General features: G+C 53.8%; 13 protein-coding genes. 6 read left to right on the forward strand and 7 right to left on the reverse strand.

Annotation, left to right across the window (positions count from 1 at the left end):
* Positions 1-19: 19 nt before the first annotated feature.
* Positions 20-2,905 (reverse strand): autotransporter outer membrane beta-barrel domain-containing protein, encoded by a 2,886-nt coding sequence (locus H7U06_RS12280; RefSeq protein ID WP_175626439.1) that lies wholly within the window; start codon positions 2,903-2,905, stop codon positions 20-22.
* Between the two features lie 671 nt (positions 2,906-3,576).
* Between H7U06_RS12280 and H7U06_RS12285 the strand changes: the two genes are divergently transcribed.
* Complete coding sequence (locus tag H7U06_RS12285) at positions 3,577-4,569, forward strand: helix-turn-helix domain-containing protein (protein ID WP_175626440.1); 993 nt, start codon at positions 3,577-3,579, stop codon at positions 4,567-4,569.
* A 123-nt stretch (positions 4,570-4,692) separates the two neighbouring features.
* Here H7U06_RS12285 and H7U06_RS12290 read toward each other — a convergent pair whose 3' ends face one another.
* Genes H7U06_RS12290 through H7U06_RS12300 form a run of 3 tightly spaced genes read right to left on the reverse strand, consistent with a single transcriptional unit; the run spans position 4,693 to position 6,805 of the window.
* Positions 4,693-5,037: a ferredoxin family protein gene (locus H7U06_RS12290; RefSeq protein ID WP_175626441.1), complete on the reverse strand. Its 345-nt coding sequence runs from the start codon at positions 5,035-5,037 to the stop codon at positions 4,693-4,695.
* A gap of 19 nt (positions 5,038-5,056) precedes the next feature.
* A complete protein-coding gene (locus H7U06_RS12295) occupies positions 5,057-5,449 on the reverse strand; it encodes a cupin domain-containing protein (protein ID WP_175626442.1) in 393 nt (130 codons plus the stop codon).
* A 42-nt stretch (positions 5,450-5,491) separates the two neighbouring features.
* On the reverse strand, positions 5,492-6,805 hold the full coding sequence (locus H7U06_RS12300) for an MFS transporter (protein ID WP_175626443.1): 1,314 nt from the start codon (positions 6,803-6,805) through the stop codon (positions 5,492-5,494).
* 239 nt (positions 6,806-7,044) lie between these two features.
* On the opposite strand from H7U06_RS12300, the gene H7U06_RS12305 reads away from it, so the two are divergent.
* The 5 genes from H7U06_RS12305 to H7U06_RS12325 all read left to right on the forward strand — a co-directional run bounded on the left by H7U06_RS12305 (position 7,045) and on the right by H7U06_RS12325 (position 12,770).
* Positions 7,045-7,665, forward strand: coding sequence for a DJ-1/PfpI family protein (locus H7U06_RS12305; RefSeq protein ID WP_175626444.1), 621 nt, complete (start codon positions 7,045-7,047; stop codon positions 7,663-7,665).
* A 2-nt stretch (positions 7,666-7,667) separates the two neighbouring features.
* Positions 7,668-8,333, forward strand: coding sequence for a helix-turn-helix domain-containing protein (locus tag H7U06_RS12310; protein WP_175626445.1), 666 nt, complete (start codon positions 7,668-7,670; stop codon positions 8,331-8,333).
* Positions 8,334-8,580: 247 nt separating this feature from the next.
* Positions 8,581-10,719, forward strand: a complete 2,139-nt coding sequence (locus H7U06_RS12315) for a TonB-dependent siderophore receptor (protein ID WP_175626446.1) — start codon at positions 8,581-8,583, stop codon at positions 10,717-10,719.
* A 97-nt stretch (positions 10,720-10,816) separates the two neighbouring features.
* Positions 10,817-11,497, forward strand: coding sequence for a response regulator transcription factor (locus H7U06_RS12320; protein ID WP_175626447.1), 681 nt, complete (start codon positions 10,817-10,819; stop codon positions 11,495-11,497).
* Positions 11,490-12,770 carry a HAMP domain-containing sensor histidine kinase gene (locus tag H7U06_RS12325; protein ID WP_175626448.1) on the forward strand — a complete coding sequence of 427 codons (1,281 nt, stop codon included), beginning with the start codon at positions 11,490-11,492 and terminating at the stop codon, positions 12,768-12,770. Before H7U06_RS12320 ends, H7U06_RS12325 begins: the two co-directional genes overlap by 8 nt.
* On the opposite strand, the gene H7U06_RS12330 is transcribed toward H7U06_RS12325, so the two are convergent.
* The 3 genes from H7U06_RS12330 to H7U06_RS12340 are packed head-to-tail and all read right to left on the reverse strand — an operon-like array spanning position 12,767 to position 15,447.
* Positions 12,767-13,171, reverse strand: a complete 405-nt coding sequence (locus H7U06_RS12330) for an aconitase X swivel domain-containing protein (RefSeq protein WP_124575296.1) — start codon at positions 13,169-13,171, stop codon at positions 12,767-12,769. The genes H7U06_RS12325 and H7U06_RS12330 overlap by 4 nt on opposite strands.
* Complete coding sequence (locus H7U06_RS12335) at positions 13,168-14,403, reverse strand: aconitase X catalytic domain-containing protein (RefSeq protein WP_175626449.1); 1,236 nt, start codon at positions 14,401-14,403, stop codon at positions 13,168-13,170. Before H7U06_RS12335 ends, H7U06_RS12330 begins: the two co-directional genes overlap by 4 nt.
* Positions 14,404-14,427: 24 nt before the next feature.
* Positions 14,428-15,447 (reverse strand): tripartite tricarboxylate transporter substrate binding protein, encoded by a 1,020-nt coding sequence (locus H7U06_RS12340; RefSeq protein WP_175626450.1) that lies wholly within the window; start codon positions 15,445-15,447, stop codon positions 14,428-14,430.
* Positions 15,448-15,580: the final 133 nt, after the last annotated feature.

The following is a 15,580-nucleotide window of genomic DNA, read 5'->3' on the forward strand; positions in this document are numbered from 1 at the left end:
TAAAAAAAGTGAACTGGTGTTAAAACGCCATCCTGATTCCAAACGTAGCGGTAAAGGTGTAGCTATCGCCGAAGTTCTTCAGGCTGGTATTAAGCATGCCTTGCCCGTAGACCATGTACTTGCCGTCAGCCCAGCTATACAAAGTACCCGCACCTATCCCGCCCCACAAGCGCTCATTGCGATTGGCGAAACCAACGCCTGCAACGTCGACCCGCGTGCCATCCAGGAACTCGTTGTACAGGTTGGCAATGGCGTAATGCCGCTGATGCCTGGCTTTGCCGCTGCCGTCCAGCGATGCACTTTCATGCGCTATCGATAGTCCCAGTCGTCCCAGCAGGCTCGCCCCTTTGTCGAGCGTGACTTGGGTGCCGAAGGCATCCTTGAAACTATCGAACTTGACCTTCGAGTAAATCAGCTGTGCCTGCGGTGTCAGCGTCCAGCCGGATTCCTGCTTGAGGTCCAGGCCGAGCTCGCTTGATATTGCATAGCCGCTGCCATTGTTGCCATTGACGAGAGCGGCACCGGTCAATTTTGAGTTCAGGTCGCTGTCGTAGATGTTGAACTGCAATTGGTTGTCGACATACAAGCCGTTGTTGCCAAACCAGCTCAGGGTCGCACCCACTCCGTAAGCGTTGGTATTGATTTTGCCGGCACCGAACGGTGACGACGTTGCGGTGCGGCCATTGATGTATTGTGCAAACAGGCCGCCTATCAGTTGACCGGAAACGGCATCTTCATGTAGCAGGGCGTCGGCACCTGCTTGCAGTTTGTAGATATTGCTGTCGTAGTGGGTCTGGCTATCCGAGACGGCGGGCTTGATACTGTGGCGAACGCCTTCCATACGGCCCCAGGCACCGGTACGCACTGCGTCGTTGTTTCCCGCGTTGATGCCGCTGGCATCGGTCCACACCCGGTTGCCCAGCCGTTGTTGCAATGTTGCGAGGGTATTGAGTTCCAGCAGGACTTGTGGATAGGCTTCATAGCTGGGGACCCCGGCCTGGTATAGCGCTACTTCCTTTTGTTCTATCAATTGCGAGCGTAGATACCAGTCACCATCATTCGGGCTATTGATACCGTTCTTGTGCAGAGTGTACGCATACGCACCACCGACCACGGCTTGCTGGCCCTGGATGACATAGTCGCCATTGAGGGAGAAATTGGCGTTGGAAACGCCAAGGACATCAATGATCTTGATGCCGTTGATGGTCTGTGCGCCGCTGCCACCGGCGTTTTTGATCCGGATATTCCCCGTCCCTGTAGTGTTGCCTTCGACCAGCAGCTTGTCTGTCAGCGAGTTGTCGTCGCCTAGTATGGTATTGAGCTGGATAGTGCCGTTGCTTGAGTCGAAGTTATTCTTTACCGTCAGGGTCATGGGGCTGAAATTGCCGCTATTGGTGTAGACCACAGAGGAGCCACTCAGCGATAAACTGCTCAGTGTTGAATCGCCACTCATATTCCACATCGACTTATTCTTCAACGTCATGTCGGAAGTGTTGCCGCTACCCAGTCTGGCTGCCCCGTTCAGTACCGAATTATCAGCAGTCAACTTAAGGATAGCCACATTGCCAGCGGCGCCGTCGACTTCGATGACATTGGTTTTTCCACTGACGGTCGAGTTTGTCAGCGACACTTCCAGTGTGCTTGCATCTGCCGCTGTACTGCCCACGACCCGTATGCCGGCAGCTTGCTTCGATGTGATCGTACTGTTGGTGATGGTTGCCTTGTTGGCTCCGCCAACTTGGTAGGTGCTTGCGATCAGGCCGCTTGCATTCGCGCCGTAGGTGGTGATATTGGTGCTGCCAAGTTGCAATTCGGCAGCGCTACGCATGTAAGCACCATAGGCATTGTCTCCCCTGGTCGTAATATTGATCCCGCTTGCTTCGATACGGGCGGTTACAGGTGTTGCGCCAGTCGGCCCACCTACTCCTACCACAAACAAGCCGTGAGCCTGTGAGCCTGCGGTCGTGATTGATCCGCCGTCCAGGATGACCTTGCCACCTAATTGTGCCACCGCTCCCATGCTGGAGTCGCCCAGGGTTTGTACATACACCTGGCTTGCCGTGATCCTGCCCTGGCTCAAGGCTGTCAGGCCGTAAGCATTTGCAGATTCGGTCACGATGGAGCCACCATTCATTGTTAACACTGAAGAACCGGCTGTGCCGCTGGAGGAATTGATGTCATTGATGCCGTCGACCCAAACACCATCTCCACCCGTACCCGTCGTATGAATACTGACATTTTCAAGGTGCATTTTTCCGACATTGATTTCTGCACCACGCGCATTGAGACCTGATGTTTTGATACGGGTGCCGTTTGCGGTCAGGCTAATCGAATTGGTATCTGAATTAATGACATATAAACCAGCGGAGCGTTCTCCCATGGTGGTTACCGAACCACCAGTCAGTTCAACGCTGCCTTTTGTGTTTACTTCCACGCCGTGCTTGAACCACGTACCCGTACCGGTTGCAGTGATGGCGACGTCTTTTCCTATGAATTTACCGCCAGTAAGAGCATATACACCTTTCTTTCCTGTGATGGCGCCGCCGGTCGCGCGAATCAGTCCGTTATCGACAACTCTTGCACCGATGGAGTCGGTTCCGGTCACTTCTACGTTTGCATTGTTAACAATGATCTCTGAGTCAGTCCCTGCTGCACTTAGTCCCATTGTGGTGCTTCCGGTACCACGGATAGTGGCGCCATCCGTAAGCAAAATTTTCCCGCCGGTTTCTGCATTCACAGGGTTGGCACTTGGTCCTCCGGTTTTGATGGTCACCGGACCCGTACTTTGGATCGTGCCGCCTTTCTCTGCAAACAGACCATAGCCGGACATGTAAGAAAGTATGCCGGTATCGATGGTGCCGCTGACTGATTCCGTGCTGCCATTCGCATGCACTTGCTGAGCCATCGATCGCTCCGCGTTAAGAAGTAAAAGAGTAATGGCTACACTTTTGCTTAATCCTACTGAGATGGCGATCGATTTCTTTTTCATTTTTAAACCTCTTGAGTAATGACTATCTGGCAGGCATCAGAACTAGAAGGTCATCCTGATTCCGAAGTTGGCGGTGAAGGTATGGCTATCCCCGAATTACTGCCATCGGCGCTGCAGCCAGCCGTGCTTACAGTCAGTTTGTTGAAAGTGAGGGTCGCCCTTCAGTTGATAAGCATCGAGGCGAGTGTTTGATGCACTGAAGGGAGTGCTAGGACGGATTGTCGAAGTTGTGCAGAAAAACGTATTTGACGTTCGTTCGAAATCGGCACTTTCGTCCGCCAACTTTCTAAACAATCGTTAACGGATGAGCTTTAATGAAAAACCAGGGAGTACAAGTTTTTTATAGCAATAGCTGTAAGCAAGATATGCATCTGTATGGTGAGAAATAAATGCATATTTCCATGTGGAAATTAAAAAGTGATGAAGACGATCCGCGTTACGTATCAGACGATGGCTTTGCATGCGTTGAATTGATAACGATTGTTACCTGTATTTACAGCGAGAAAATTGCTGATAAGATAGAAACGCAAGACAAGATAAAAGCGAATATTTTTGCGAAAAATCACCCTAGATAGTCGGGCGGCAGAATGGGCCAATTATTTTCAACTGAAAATACGCAACTCCCTTCTTCGTCGTCCATACCTTTGCCCGACGAATCCCCTGATATCCTTTCCTCCACCAAGAAAATAATTCGCCCGCAATTCCTGCTCAGGGAAACACCGATGGTGTTCGACGCGAGCCGCGAAATCATACGTGCCAGCGATGGATTGGGTTGGTCGAATATGGCTGCCGTGCTGGCGCGTACGGATCCCTTCGAAGAAGTTGTTCCGCCCATCTCTTCCCTGTTCATCGCAGTGCCCCAGCAAAAAATTAAAATCGTGCTGGAAAAAGACGGCAAGACTTTCCAGGGGGAGATGGCGGCCAATAGCCACAATATTATTGCGCCGGGAAATGGCTATGCCGTGCAAGGTTTCGACTTGATTAACGCTTTTTATGTCTACATCAAGAATGAGATATTGCGCGAGCTGGCAGATGAAATTTACGGTCGGCGACTGGATGAAATCGATTTGCTCGCGCCGACTGAAACCGCCGATCCGAGCCTGACTTACCTGCTGGATACTTGCAAGCATATGCTGAGTGAGCCTGCCGGTACCAACCTGAGTAGCGACTATCTGGCGCAGGCGATTGTGGCTTGTGTCTTTTCACGGCATTCGCAATTACGGGATGTGCCTCGCAGCGCGGATAGCAGGGTTCCACTCTCCCAGGCACAGATGCAGCGCGTCAATGATTATTTGCAAGCCAATCTGGATGGCAGTTTCCAGGTCGCCGACCTGGCCGCCGTCATTGGCCTGAGCAGGACCATATTTTTTGAGCGCTTTACCGTGACGACCAAGGCAACGCCCAATCAGTATTTGCAGGTACTACGGATCAATCGGGCCAAGCAACTGCTACGTGATGGGAAGTTATCGCTGGTGGACATAGCGTTTGCTTGCGGCTATGCCGATCAGTCGCACCTTGCGCGCTTTTTCAAACGCTTTGTCGGGGTGGCGCCGGGCCGCTACCGCAAGGATACGCACTGAGTTGCGGAGCTGGCCGGCGGTATTGCTGCCGACCTGAGTTCACATCTTGTCACAGAAGGAAAAATGCGTTCCGGAAGAAATCAATCTTTCGGAACGCATGCATAACATCCAATAATGACCGTCTTACTTTGCCGCCGGATCCGGCGCGTAGAGCAGGTATTCCTTCTTGTCTGCAACGCCTATCCAGTTTTCCGCATCCGCCGGAACCGTTCCTTTCTGTGTAATGGCCGGCCAGCTTAGCGCAAGGCTCGCATTCAACTCCACGAATATGAGTTCCCTCTCCGTTGCATCACCCCTGGCCTTGATGGCCTGGGTCGGACACACCATTTCACACAGTCCGCAGTTGACGCAGGTATCCGGATTGATCACGACGAAGTTTGCGCCGGCATGGAAGGCATAGGTCGGACAGACCTCTATGCAATCCATGAATTTGCAGCGTATGCAGGCTTCGGTAACGATGTAGGCCATGTGCAGACTCTAGTGGAGGTCAGAATCCGGCATCAACATCGAAGAAGACGTTAGGCTTGCGGTAGACGGCGAGGATGATGCAACCTTCATCCGAACGCGTTTCATGCAAGGAGCCGGGTTTGCGCCAGGTATATTCACCGGCCCGGGCAATGCCGTCGTGGTCATAGAAGGAGCCCTCGACTACATAGGTTTGTTCTATTTCCGGGTGACGGTGGAAGGGCAGGATGGTGCCTGGTTCCCATTTCAACAGGCAGGTCAATTCACCTTTGGACGGATCTTCGTACAAGACCTTGATCTGTATGCCTTTGTGTTTGGTCGGCTTCCATTCGAGGTCTGCCGGTTTGACATAGGTCGATCCATTGATGGTTGGTTCCAGCTTGCCCTTTAAGCGGGTTTCTGTGACTGTGCTCATTTCCTTCTCCTTTAAAAAACGCGGGCATCCCGCAAAAAATTCTTACAACGATTCGTGACGTGTTTCGCGTGCTGCAATGGCGGCAACGAGGGTGACGGCGGCCAGCAGGATCAACATGATGGAGACCCCGGTCGTGCCACCGAAGTAAGCCATCAGGCCGGTGGCGATGATCGGTGAGAGGCCGCCGCCGACCGCCGCTGCCACCTGGAAGCCGAGCGTGGCGCCGCTATAGCGCACGTTGGCGCCGAACAGTTCCGGGAAGTAGGTGGCTTCCGGTGCAAACATGAAACCGTGGCCTAGGCTGAGCGCGACGATCATCACACCGATAATGATGGCGCTGTCCTTGGTCTCGAGCAGGGTGAAGAGCGGGAAGGCCAGTGCCACCGTGAAGAGTGCACCCCAGATATACATCGGTCGTCGCCCGACCTTGTCCGATAGCAGGCCAAACAATGGAATCGTGATCACTTCCACCAATGCCGCATAAAGGATGCCGTCGAGGATGAGCGACTTGGGTAATTGCAGATTGTTGGTCGCATGTACCACGATGAACACGGTCAGGATGTAGACCCAGGAAACCTCGGAGATCTTCAGGCCGATGGCGGTCAGGAAGGCGCGTGGGTTTTTGAGGATGGCGTCGAGTACCGGTTGTTTGGATAACTCGTTCTTGGCCTTCATTTGCAAAAAGATCGGCGACTCTTCCACTTTGCTGCGTATCACATAGCCGACCACGACCAGCACGATGCTCAACAGGAAGGGGATGCGCCAGCCCCAGGACAGGAAGTCGGCTTCCGGCAGTTTCGATACGATGGCAAAGACGCCGGTAGCGAGCACCAGGCCCAATGGAAAACCAACCTGCACCAGGCTGCCATAGAAGCCGCGACGATGTTTCGGTGCGTGTTCCAGTACCATCAGCGCCGCGCCGCCCCATTCGCCGCCGAGTCCGACACCCTGGATGAAGCGCAGGATGATCAGCAGGACAGGGGCCCAGATGCCGATGTGTTCATAGGTCGGCAGGCAACCGATGAGGACGGTGCCTATCCCCATGATGAACATGGTCAGCAATAACATCGACTTGCGCCCGACGCGATCACCGAAGTGGCCGAAGATAGCGCCACCCAATGGTCGTGCGAAGAAGCCGACCGCGTAGGTGCCCAGGGCCGCCAGAGTACCGATGACCGGTGATACATTGGGAAAAAACAGTTTGTTGAATACCAGTGCTGCCGCCATGCCGTAAATCAGGAAGTCATACCATTCGATGATGGTGCCGATGGAACTCGCTGCCGCAATCGTTCCGATTTTTGATTTCTTCACTCCTTTGCTGGCGACGCTGACGTCGCCGCTTGTCGATATTTCCATTCCTTGTCTCCTTCGTGTGTTTTTGTGGAGTGGTTAGATATCGGACTTGGTTTCCCGGCGAAAGAAGCGAGGTTCTTAATATGAAACTATTTCTCTGCGCAATCTCGACTTGGGCAACAAATACGTATCAATATTCCACTTCTTTCCATATCAACTTATCCGTTGATGAAACAAAATATATGATAAGGTATACAAATAGTAAACTTAAACTTTAAAAGTTTCACCAAAAGGAGACGGAAATGAAATTCGGAATATTTGTATATCCAGATGTGGAACCTGTTGATTTGGCAACTTTTGGTGTGCTGTCGATGGCACGTCGGGCCTATCCCGATATCCAGATCCATACGATTGCGCCGACCAAGGGCGAAGTCTTGCTGGCCAACGGTTTACGGGTGATAGCAGAGTACGGCGTTGACGATGCGCCGGCGTTCGATGTGATCGTGGTGACGGGTGGAGCGGGGTGGAAGGAGCAGGTGAAGAACCCGGCGACGCTGGCATTTTTGCAGGCGAGATCGCGGGATACGGTAATGACCTCGGTTTGCACCGGTGGTATGATACTCGCAGCCGCAGGAGTTCTTAATGGGAAACAAGCGACAACAAAATGTGAAGTCATCCCACCGGAAATATCTCCGTTGTCCCTGATGAAGGAACAGTACCAGGATATTGCGACTGTCCATAGCAGCGTGGTGGATCAGCAGACGGTGGTGACCGGTGGTGGCGTGACACTTTGCATAGACGTGATGTTGCACCTGTTGAAAACACGCATCAGTCCCGAGGTCGCAAATGAAACCGCACGCATCATTGAATACAGTCGTGCGTGGCAGGCAAATAAAGCAGCATTACCCCCTATAGAATCGTAAATATGGCAGAAGCAATTACTACTGATTTACCTCCCGAACTGTCTGATATTGAACTTCGTCTTGGTCGCCGGGTTTCTGAATTACGTACTGCGCGCGGTTATACGCAGGACAGGCTGGCAAGCGAGACGGGGTTCACCAAAGGTTATCTTTCGAAGATAGAAAATTCGAAGATCATTCCGCCGATAGGCACGCTGATCAAGATCGCGCAAGCCTTGCACACTGATCTTGCCGAGCTGCTCGGAACGGAAACCGCCGAGCGCAGCGATGCCATTTGCATCGTGCGTTCATGGGAGCGTGAATCGGTAGTACATGGCGAAGAAGCCTTCGGCTATGACTATGTGGCCCTCGCCAACAAGCGTCGTCATAAGCACATGGAACCCTTCATCATGGTGTTCCCGAATGAAATGGCGCATGAAATGCGTTTCGATCACGAAGGCGAGGAATTCCTCTTTGTGACCGATGGCAAAGTAGAGTTCAGCTTCATGATCGACGGCCGTGAACAGCAGTGGATATTGTCGGCCGGCGACAGCCTGTACTTCGACTCCAACATCCCGCATCGCGGCCGCAGCATCAAAGGCGAATCGAAAGCCCTGGTCGTCATTTTCCGTCCGCCGGATCAAGCGGATGACGCGCCGAAGCGGCCGCCACATACCATCTTTGGCAGCTAAGCCTGCTATGTAGCTTTTCCGTAGTTGTATGTCCCTGTCGGCAAGTGAGTGATAGACTACGCTTGCCTTGCCGGCTGTTCGCCCGTCCGATGTAATTTCGCAACGTCTCCCCGCATTAAGCTCCGCCACTCACAAAAACCTCACAAGCCACTCCGTATTCTTGCGCTCATTCCGAAATAAGAACGATTGTTATTTCGTTTCAGCCAGCCATCCGCCAGCCAGCCATCAAAATCAGTGAGGAATTTGCATGTCACAAGTAAAAAAAGGCGGACAGGCCAGGAGCTGCCTGATCATTAACGCGAGTATATGTAGTGCACTCGTAGGCGTGGCCGTTACGGCAATGTCGACTGATGTACAGGCGCAAACACAGTTGCCCGCAGTCGAAGTCAAGGCAGATGTCGAGAGCTACAAGGCGCGTGAAACAGTAACCGCGACCAAGACAGATACCGCATTGCGCGATATTCCACAGTCCATCAGTGTCGTCACCAAGAAGCAGATTGACGACCAAGCGGCACAAAGTCTGGCTGAAGCATTGCTGTATGTGCCAGGCGTCGGCTTCGCACAGGGCGAAGGCAATCGTGAAACCCCGATTTTCCGTGGCGTGTCCACCACCGGTGACTTCTTCGTCGATGGTATCCGCGACGACGTGCAGTATTACCGTGACCTGTACAACATCGAACGTGTAGAAGTATTCAAAGGCCCGAATGCGATGATCTTTGGCCGCGGAGCGACTGGTGGCCTGATCAATCGCGTGACCAAGACCCCGAACCAATCCATCATCCGTGACGCATCCGTCACCCTAGGCTCGAACAGCAATCGCCGTGCGACGGTCGATATCAACCAGCCGATCTCGGAAAACCTCAGCTTCCGCCTGAATGGCATGTATGAAGATTCCGACAGCTATCGCAATGGTGTATCAATCAAGCGCAAAGGTATCAACCCGACCCTGTTGATGCGCATTGCACCCAAGACCAATGTGACTTTGGGCTATGAACACTTTGAAGATGACCGTATCGCTGATCGCGGCATTACATCGTTCAACGGTGCACCGGTCAGCGTCGATCCGTCGACTTTCTTCGGCAATGCTGCAGGCAGCCCGACCTGGACCAAGCTGGATGCATTCACTGCCTTGATCGAACATACCTTCGATAACGGCGTTGAATTGCGCAACCGTACACGCTGGGCTGATCAGGACAAGTTCTATCAGAACGTGTTTGCATCGGGACAGGCAAATGGCAACACCGCGGCGTCGACATTTACTGTTGGTGCATACAACAATATGACCACGCGTCGTAACTTCTTTAACCAGACTGATGCGATCTTCAAATTCAATACTGGTGAGGTCAAGCACACCTTCCTGGTAGGTACCGAGTTTGGTGAGCAAGAAACGACCAACTTCCGTCAAACCGGCACATTCGCTGGCTCGAACACCGCAACATTGGGTAATCCGACCAATACCACGCCAGTTACCTATGCCCAGTCTGCGACAGATGCAAACAGCCGCACCAAGGCTAAAATTGCTGCGTTGTACATTCAGGATCAGATCGAACTGACCAAGCAATTGCAAATTATTGCCGGTCTGCGTTACGACAAATTCCAGGTCGACTTTCGTAACAATCGCAACGGCGCAACGACCCGTTCCGATGACGGCCTGGTATCGCCACGCGTCGGCTTGGTGTTCAAACCGATCGCGCCATTGTCGCTGTACGCTAACTACAGCATCGCTTACCAGCCACGTGCAGGTGAACAATTGGGTTCGCTCGCGGCTGCGGATGCAGACCTGAAGCCAGAGAAATTCAAGAACTATGAGCTTGGTGCCAAATGGGACGTGACAGACAAGCTGGCTGCAACAGCTGCCTTGTATCGCCTGGAACGCAGCAATATGCGTGTCTTGCTCGATCCAAACAATCCAAACTCGGCAGTGCTGACCGATGGTCAGCGTACCGACGGTTTTGAATTGGGCCTGACCGGTTATGTTACGAATCAATGGAGCGTCAGCGGTGGTTATGCATACACAGACGCGACTTTCACTAAGGCTATCAGCGCAACTGTGCGAGCTGGTGCACGTGTGGCGATGGTGCCTAAGAACACTTTCTCGCTGTGGAATCGCTATGATTTCTCGGAACGTGTGGGTGCAGGCGTAGGTGCGATCCATCGTACCAAGTCGTTTGCAGCGAATGAGCAAACAGGTGCAGCTAACGTAACATTGCCTGCTTACACACGTTTCGATGCAGCGATGTTCGTTAAAATCGATAAAAACTGGCGTGCACAGCTGAACGTTGAAAACCTGTTCGATAAAGAATATTTCATCAACGCCCACAGCAACACCAACATCACTCCAGGCTCGCCACGTGCGTTCCGCGTGACCCTGAACGGCTCCTTCTAATAGCAGGAACCCCGGATAAACCTCCCATGCGATACACGCATGGGAGGTTTTATTGCATTATTCGTCTTGATATCTCGCTTTATCAGAAAGTAGTCCCGTGCACATCCTCATCATCGAAGATAACAAAACCATCGCCGCCAATCTCTGCGATTACCTGGAAGCGCGGTCGCATGTGACTGATGTCGCGCATGACGGTTTGATGGGATGGGAACTGGCGCGCAGCCATCCGTATGACGCCATCCTGCTGGATCTGGGCTTGCCGAAGATGGAAGGCATCAAACTTTGCCAGCGCCTGCGCGAAGAGATGTTGCTGGATACGCCCATCCTGATCCTGACCGCACGCGATACGCTGGAAGACAAGTTGCTGGGTTTTCAGACCGGAGCCGATGATTATCTGGTCAAACCGTTTGCGCTGGAAGAAGTTGCGGCGCGCCTCGATGCGCTGCATAAGCGGCATCATCGCAAGGTCGCCAGTAAACAGCTGCAATTTGGTGAGTTGTTGTACGAGCCACGTGCCAAGCGCCTGAGCTATCAGGGGAACCCGGTCAGCCTGCCACCAAAATGCTTGCAATTGATAGAACTCCTGTTGCATGACCCGGAACGGGTTTATCTGCGCAGCGAGATAGAGCGCGAGTTGTGGGGCGAGGAGCAGGATTCCAGTGACCGCTTGCGTTATCACATCCGTTTGCTGCGCTCGGCGTTGATCGCTGCAGGCTTGCCCGATCCTATCCAGACCATACACGGTGTGGGTTATAGCCTGGTGTCGCGTCATGATTAAAACCGATCTCAGGTTCCGGATCGCCGCTGCGATTACGCTGACTTGCATCGTGATGGTGACGATCACCGGCGCACTCCTGTATGCTGCTTCGGAAGAACTGGAAGAGTCGCTGGTAGAGCAGCTGGTATCCGAGGAGCTTAATTTTCTGGTTCAGCATCACCGGGAGTATCCGACTCATACGCGTGAAGTCAGTCCCAGCGTTACTCACTATGTCGTGACCGATGCGGCGCAGGAGGCTGCGTTGCCGCCATTCGTACGAGGCCTCAAGCCAGGTTTGTATGACATCGATGTAGGCGAAGGCAAGGGTGAGCGTCATGTCGCACTGCGCGATGTCGGTACTACGCGTTACATCGTGGTGTATGACCTTGGTCCCTATGAGGAGCGTGAGGAAGAGTTCAAGCTGTTGGTCGCCGGTCTGCTGTTGTTGATTATCCTGATTACGCCATTCATAGGCATATTCCTGTCTAACTTCCTGGTGCGTCAATTGACGCAACTGACACAAAAGGTAGCTGTCCTGTCGCCGGACGGGAACGACCAGCTTTTGTATCAAAAGAATTTAGGCAAGGAAGTAGGGATACTGGCGCAGACGCTGGATGCCTATCAGCAGCGTATCAAGGAGATGCTGCAACGCGAACAGGAATTCACCGCAAATGTGAGCCACGAGTTACGCACGCCGCTGACCGAGATCCGTACCAGTTGCGAATTGCTGGCAGGTGAAACCGAGTGGACCGATAAATCGCGTGCCCGTGTACGTTATATCGCCAAGGCCGAGCAGGATATGCGTGCGCATATGGAAGCGCTGTTATTCCTGGCGCGGGACCAGGCTGACGCGAGCCAGGAGACCGTCGCTCTGCGTGAGTGCATAGAGGACATAGTCGCGCCGTTGCAGGCGGACATTGCCGCCAAAGATTTGTCCATGGACATCGCGATCGATGCGCATACCAAGTTGCAGTTGAACCGTAAAGCCCTGCACCTGGTGCTGTTAAATATACTGAAGAATGCGGTCAATTTCACCGAAATAGGTGGCATTACGCTGGCGTTTGGTGGTACTTCCTTAACCGTCAGTGATACCGGTGTTGGTATCGCTGCAGATGCATTGCCCAAGATATTCGACCGGCATTATCGCGGCAGCGATGGCGGCGATGGCTTCGGGATAGGTCTCGATATCGTTAAACGGATATGTGAGCGTGAACAGTGGCTGCTGCAACTGCACAGCGATCCTGCGATAGGGACCACTGTGCAGATAGATTTCCAGCAGACCGGAGTGGCTTAAGCCAATACCTTCAGCGATTTGCGCAGAGGGTCTATTTCTACCGTCGCCCCGTTTGGTATGGTCGCAGTCACATCGACATCAAAACCAGCCAGCATGGTCAGGCCGCCAAAGGCCGCACCTTGTACCAGGATGGGATTGACGGTGTTGAAGACGATGGCCAGCGGCATTTTATTGCGTGACGCCATCTCGTGCAGCATCCAGGCGCTGGCAACGCCGCCTTTGGCGGTGTCCAGCACCAGGATCTTGCCGACATAGGACAGGCCAGCCAGCTTGTGTGCCGGACGTGAGAAGGTACCGTTGATGCGGTCCAGGTCATAGCGTGCCGAGAAGCCATCATTGGCGACCAGCGTCGCACCGCTTACTTTTTCACCGATCGCGTGACGCGCGATGAGTTCTATCATTTCAATTTCCCGGTTACTGCTGCGTCTATGCAGCGTTGCATCGAGGCGAGCATAGGCACATAGCCATAGCCGCCGAGGATGTTGACCAGCTTGGCGCTATTCGTCGCGAGACGTTTCCAGCCGTTAGCATCCGCCATTTCACGCGCGTACGACTGGTAGAAACACATGCCGGACAGGACTTGTCCACCCGCTGCTTCGATGCGTGCGGTGAAGCCCATGCGATCCGCATCCGGTTTCACTTGCGGGCTGGTGACGGCCAGCATCGGCTTGATGAATTGCTTGCCGTCGCACAGCTTGGCGATCTCACGCAATTCGTACAGGCTGAGCTGCGGTGCGGAGAATACGACAACGTCGATTTCATCTGTCACTGCATAAGCAGTTTGCAGCGCTTTAACTTCAGTTTCACCGACGCGATGCGCGACCGGCAGCTTGTCGCCGCCCACATCTTCGATGCGGTAGGCTTCCGGCGTGATGCCTACCAGATGGTAGAGCGCACTGGAGCCGAAGCTGGCCATGGCCGCGCCAAAGTGTTTGAGCTGATCCGAAGTCGGCGCACCTTCCAGTCCTTCGACGACAGGTACCGTCCAATAATTGGCCGACAAACGTCCGATCACACCGCCGAGCGCGCCCCAGTCGTTCAGGGTTTGCGGTGTCCAGTCCACGCGTATGCGCAGTGTTGCCTGGCGTTGACTATCCAGATGGAAGCCATAGCGTGGCGTGCGACCGGTCAGGCCAGCGGCGAGGGCAGACGGGCCGCCTTCGAAGTTGGAGCGTGCACCGCATACCGAGTTGGAATAAATGACCACGCCGGTATCGCCAAAGGCGACGTGTTCACCGCGTGTCGGTGCGGCGATGGTCTGGTAGTTGATGCAGGTATCCGTCATCGAGACGCCGAGTCTGACGAACGCATCGATCGCGCGTTGTTCCAGGTCCAGCATCCAGCCATCCTGTTTGAGCACCGACGACTTGGCGAAGTCGGTACCGCGTGGATCGGTGATGGTCGGTATCCGTACCTGGCGTTGACCTTCGGTGATCTCACCCAGCTGCTCCAGCCAGATCACACCGGCCTGACCGAGACTTTCGGTATCGGCCATGATGTGCGCCTGGCTGACCGGAGCGAAGTCTTCTGCGCCAAAGAAATCGCCGACAGCGATCTGGTGCTGCAAGGCTAGTTGCGGGACTCGTCCTTGCTCACCGGCGAGGATGGATTTTTCTTCTTCATTCAGCTTCATTAAATACTTTCTTTACTAAATAAATCAGTCGATCTGCGCGCCAGACTCGTGTACTGCTTTGCCCCATTTTTCCAGTTCATTGCGACCGAACTTGGCATATGGGCCAGGCGGGATGGAGACAGGTGTTACACCGAGACTGGTCAGGCGATCACGGAAGGACGCAGACGCGACGATCTCGGCGATGTTTTTACTGAGCTGGCTGGCAATCGCTGCTGGCAGATTGGCTGGTGCATAAATCGCCCACCAAGCTTCCGCTTCAAATTGCTTGTAGCCGGATTCAGCCACGGTAGGCACTTGTGGCAACACAGGTGAACGTTGTGCGCCGCTGATCGCGAGTACGCGCAGCTTGCCGGACTGGATATGCGGCAATACCGATTGCACCGGATCGAACATGACTTCGATTTGCTGACCCAGCAAGTCGGTGACGGCTGGTGCGCTACCGCGATAAGGAATGTGCGCGAATTTGATACCCGCTGCGGTCGAGAACATTTCACCGGTCAGATGGCCGGGTGTGCCGTTACCAGCCGAGCCGAAGCTGATGCTGGCTGGTTTCTTCTTCGCTGCGGCGACCAGGTCAGCCAGTGTTTGGTATGGCGATTTTGCATTGACGACGATCGCGACCGGCGCTGCCGCGACTACACCTAGTGGTGTGAAATCGACTGCAGGATCGTAAGGCAGTTTTTTATACAGAGCGGCATTGATGGCTTGCGTGCCGACAGTACCGACCAGCAGGGTGTAACCATCTGCCGGAGACTTCGCTACCGAGTCCGCTGCGATCGCACCACCGGCACCGCCCTTGTTTTCGATGACGACGGTTTGCTTCAGCTGTGCCGACAAGTCATGCGCCAGAGGACGTGCAACGATATCGGTAGGGCCGCCAGCCGGGAACGGCACGACCAGTTTGATCAGGCGATCCGGATAGGCATCGGCAGGTGCGGCCAGTGCGGTGGAGGCAACGACCAGTGCGCTGATGCCAGCGATGAGGTGCAAGAAAAAACGCTGCTGTTTAATAAGCGGTGTGGAGAATCTGGAGCTAAGAGTCATGAGCATATCCTGTGATTGATAGTTAACAGGCAGCTATTTGCCGACATGCAGATTGTGTCCGACATGTCGTCCACACAAGACGGAGGATTTTCCATCGGCGACCTGGTGCAAGGTGCCGGATAAAAACTGATCA

Source organism: Herminiimonas sp. Marseille-P9896 (genome assembly GCF_903993245.1).
In the GTDB taxonomy this organism is placed as follows: domain Bacteria; phylum Pseudomonadota; class Gammaproteobacteria; order Burkholderiales; family Burkholderiaceae_D; genus Oxalicibacterium; species Oxalicibacterium contaminans.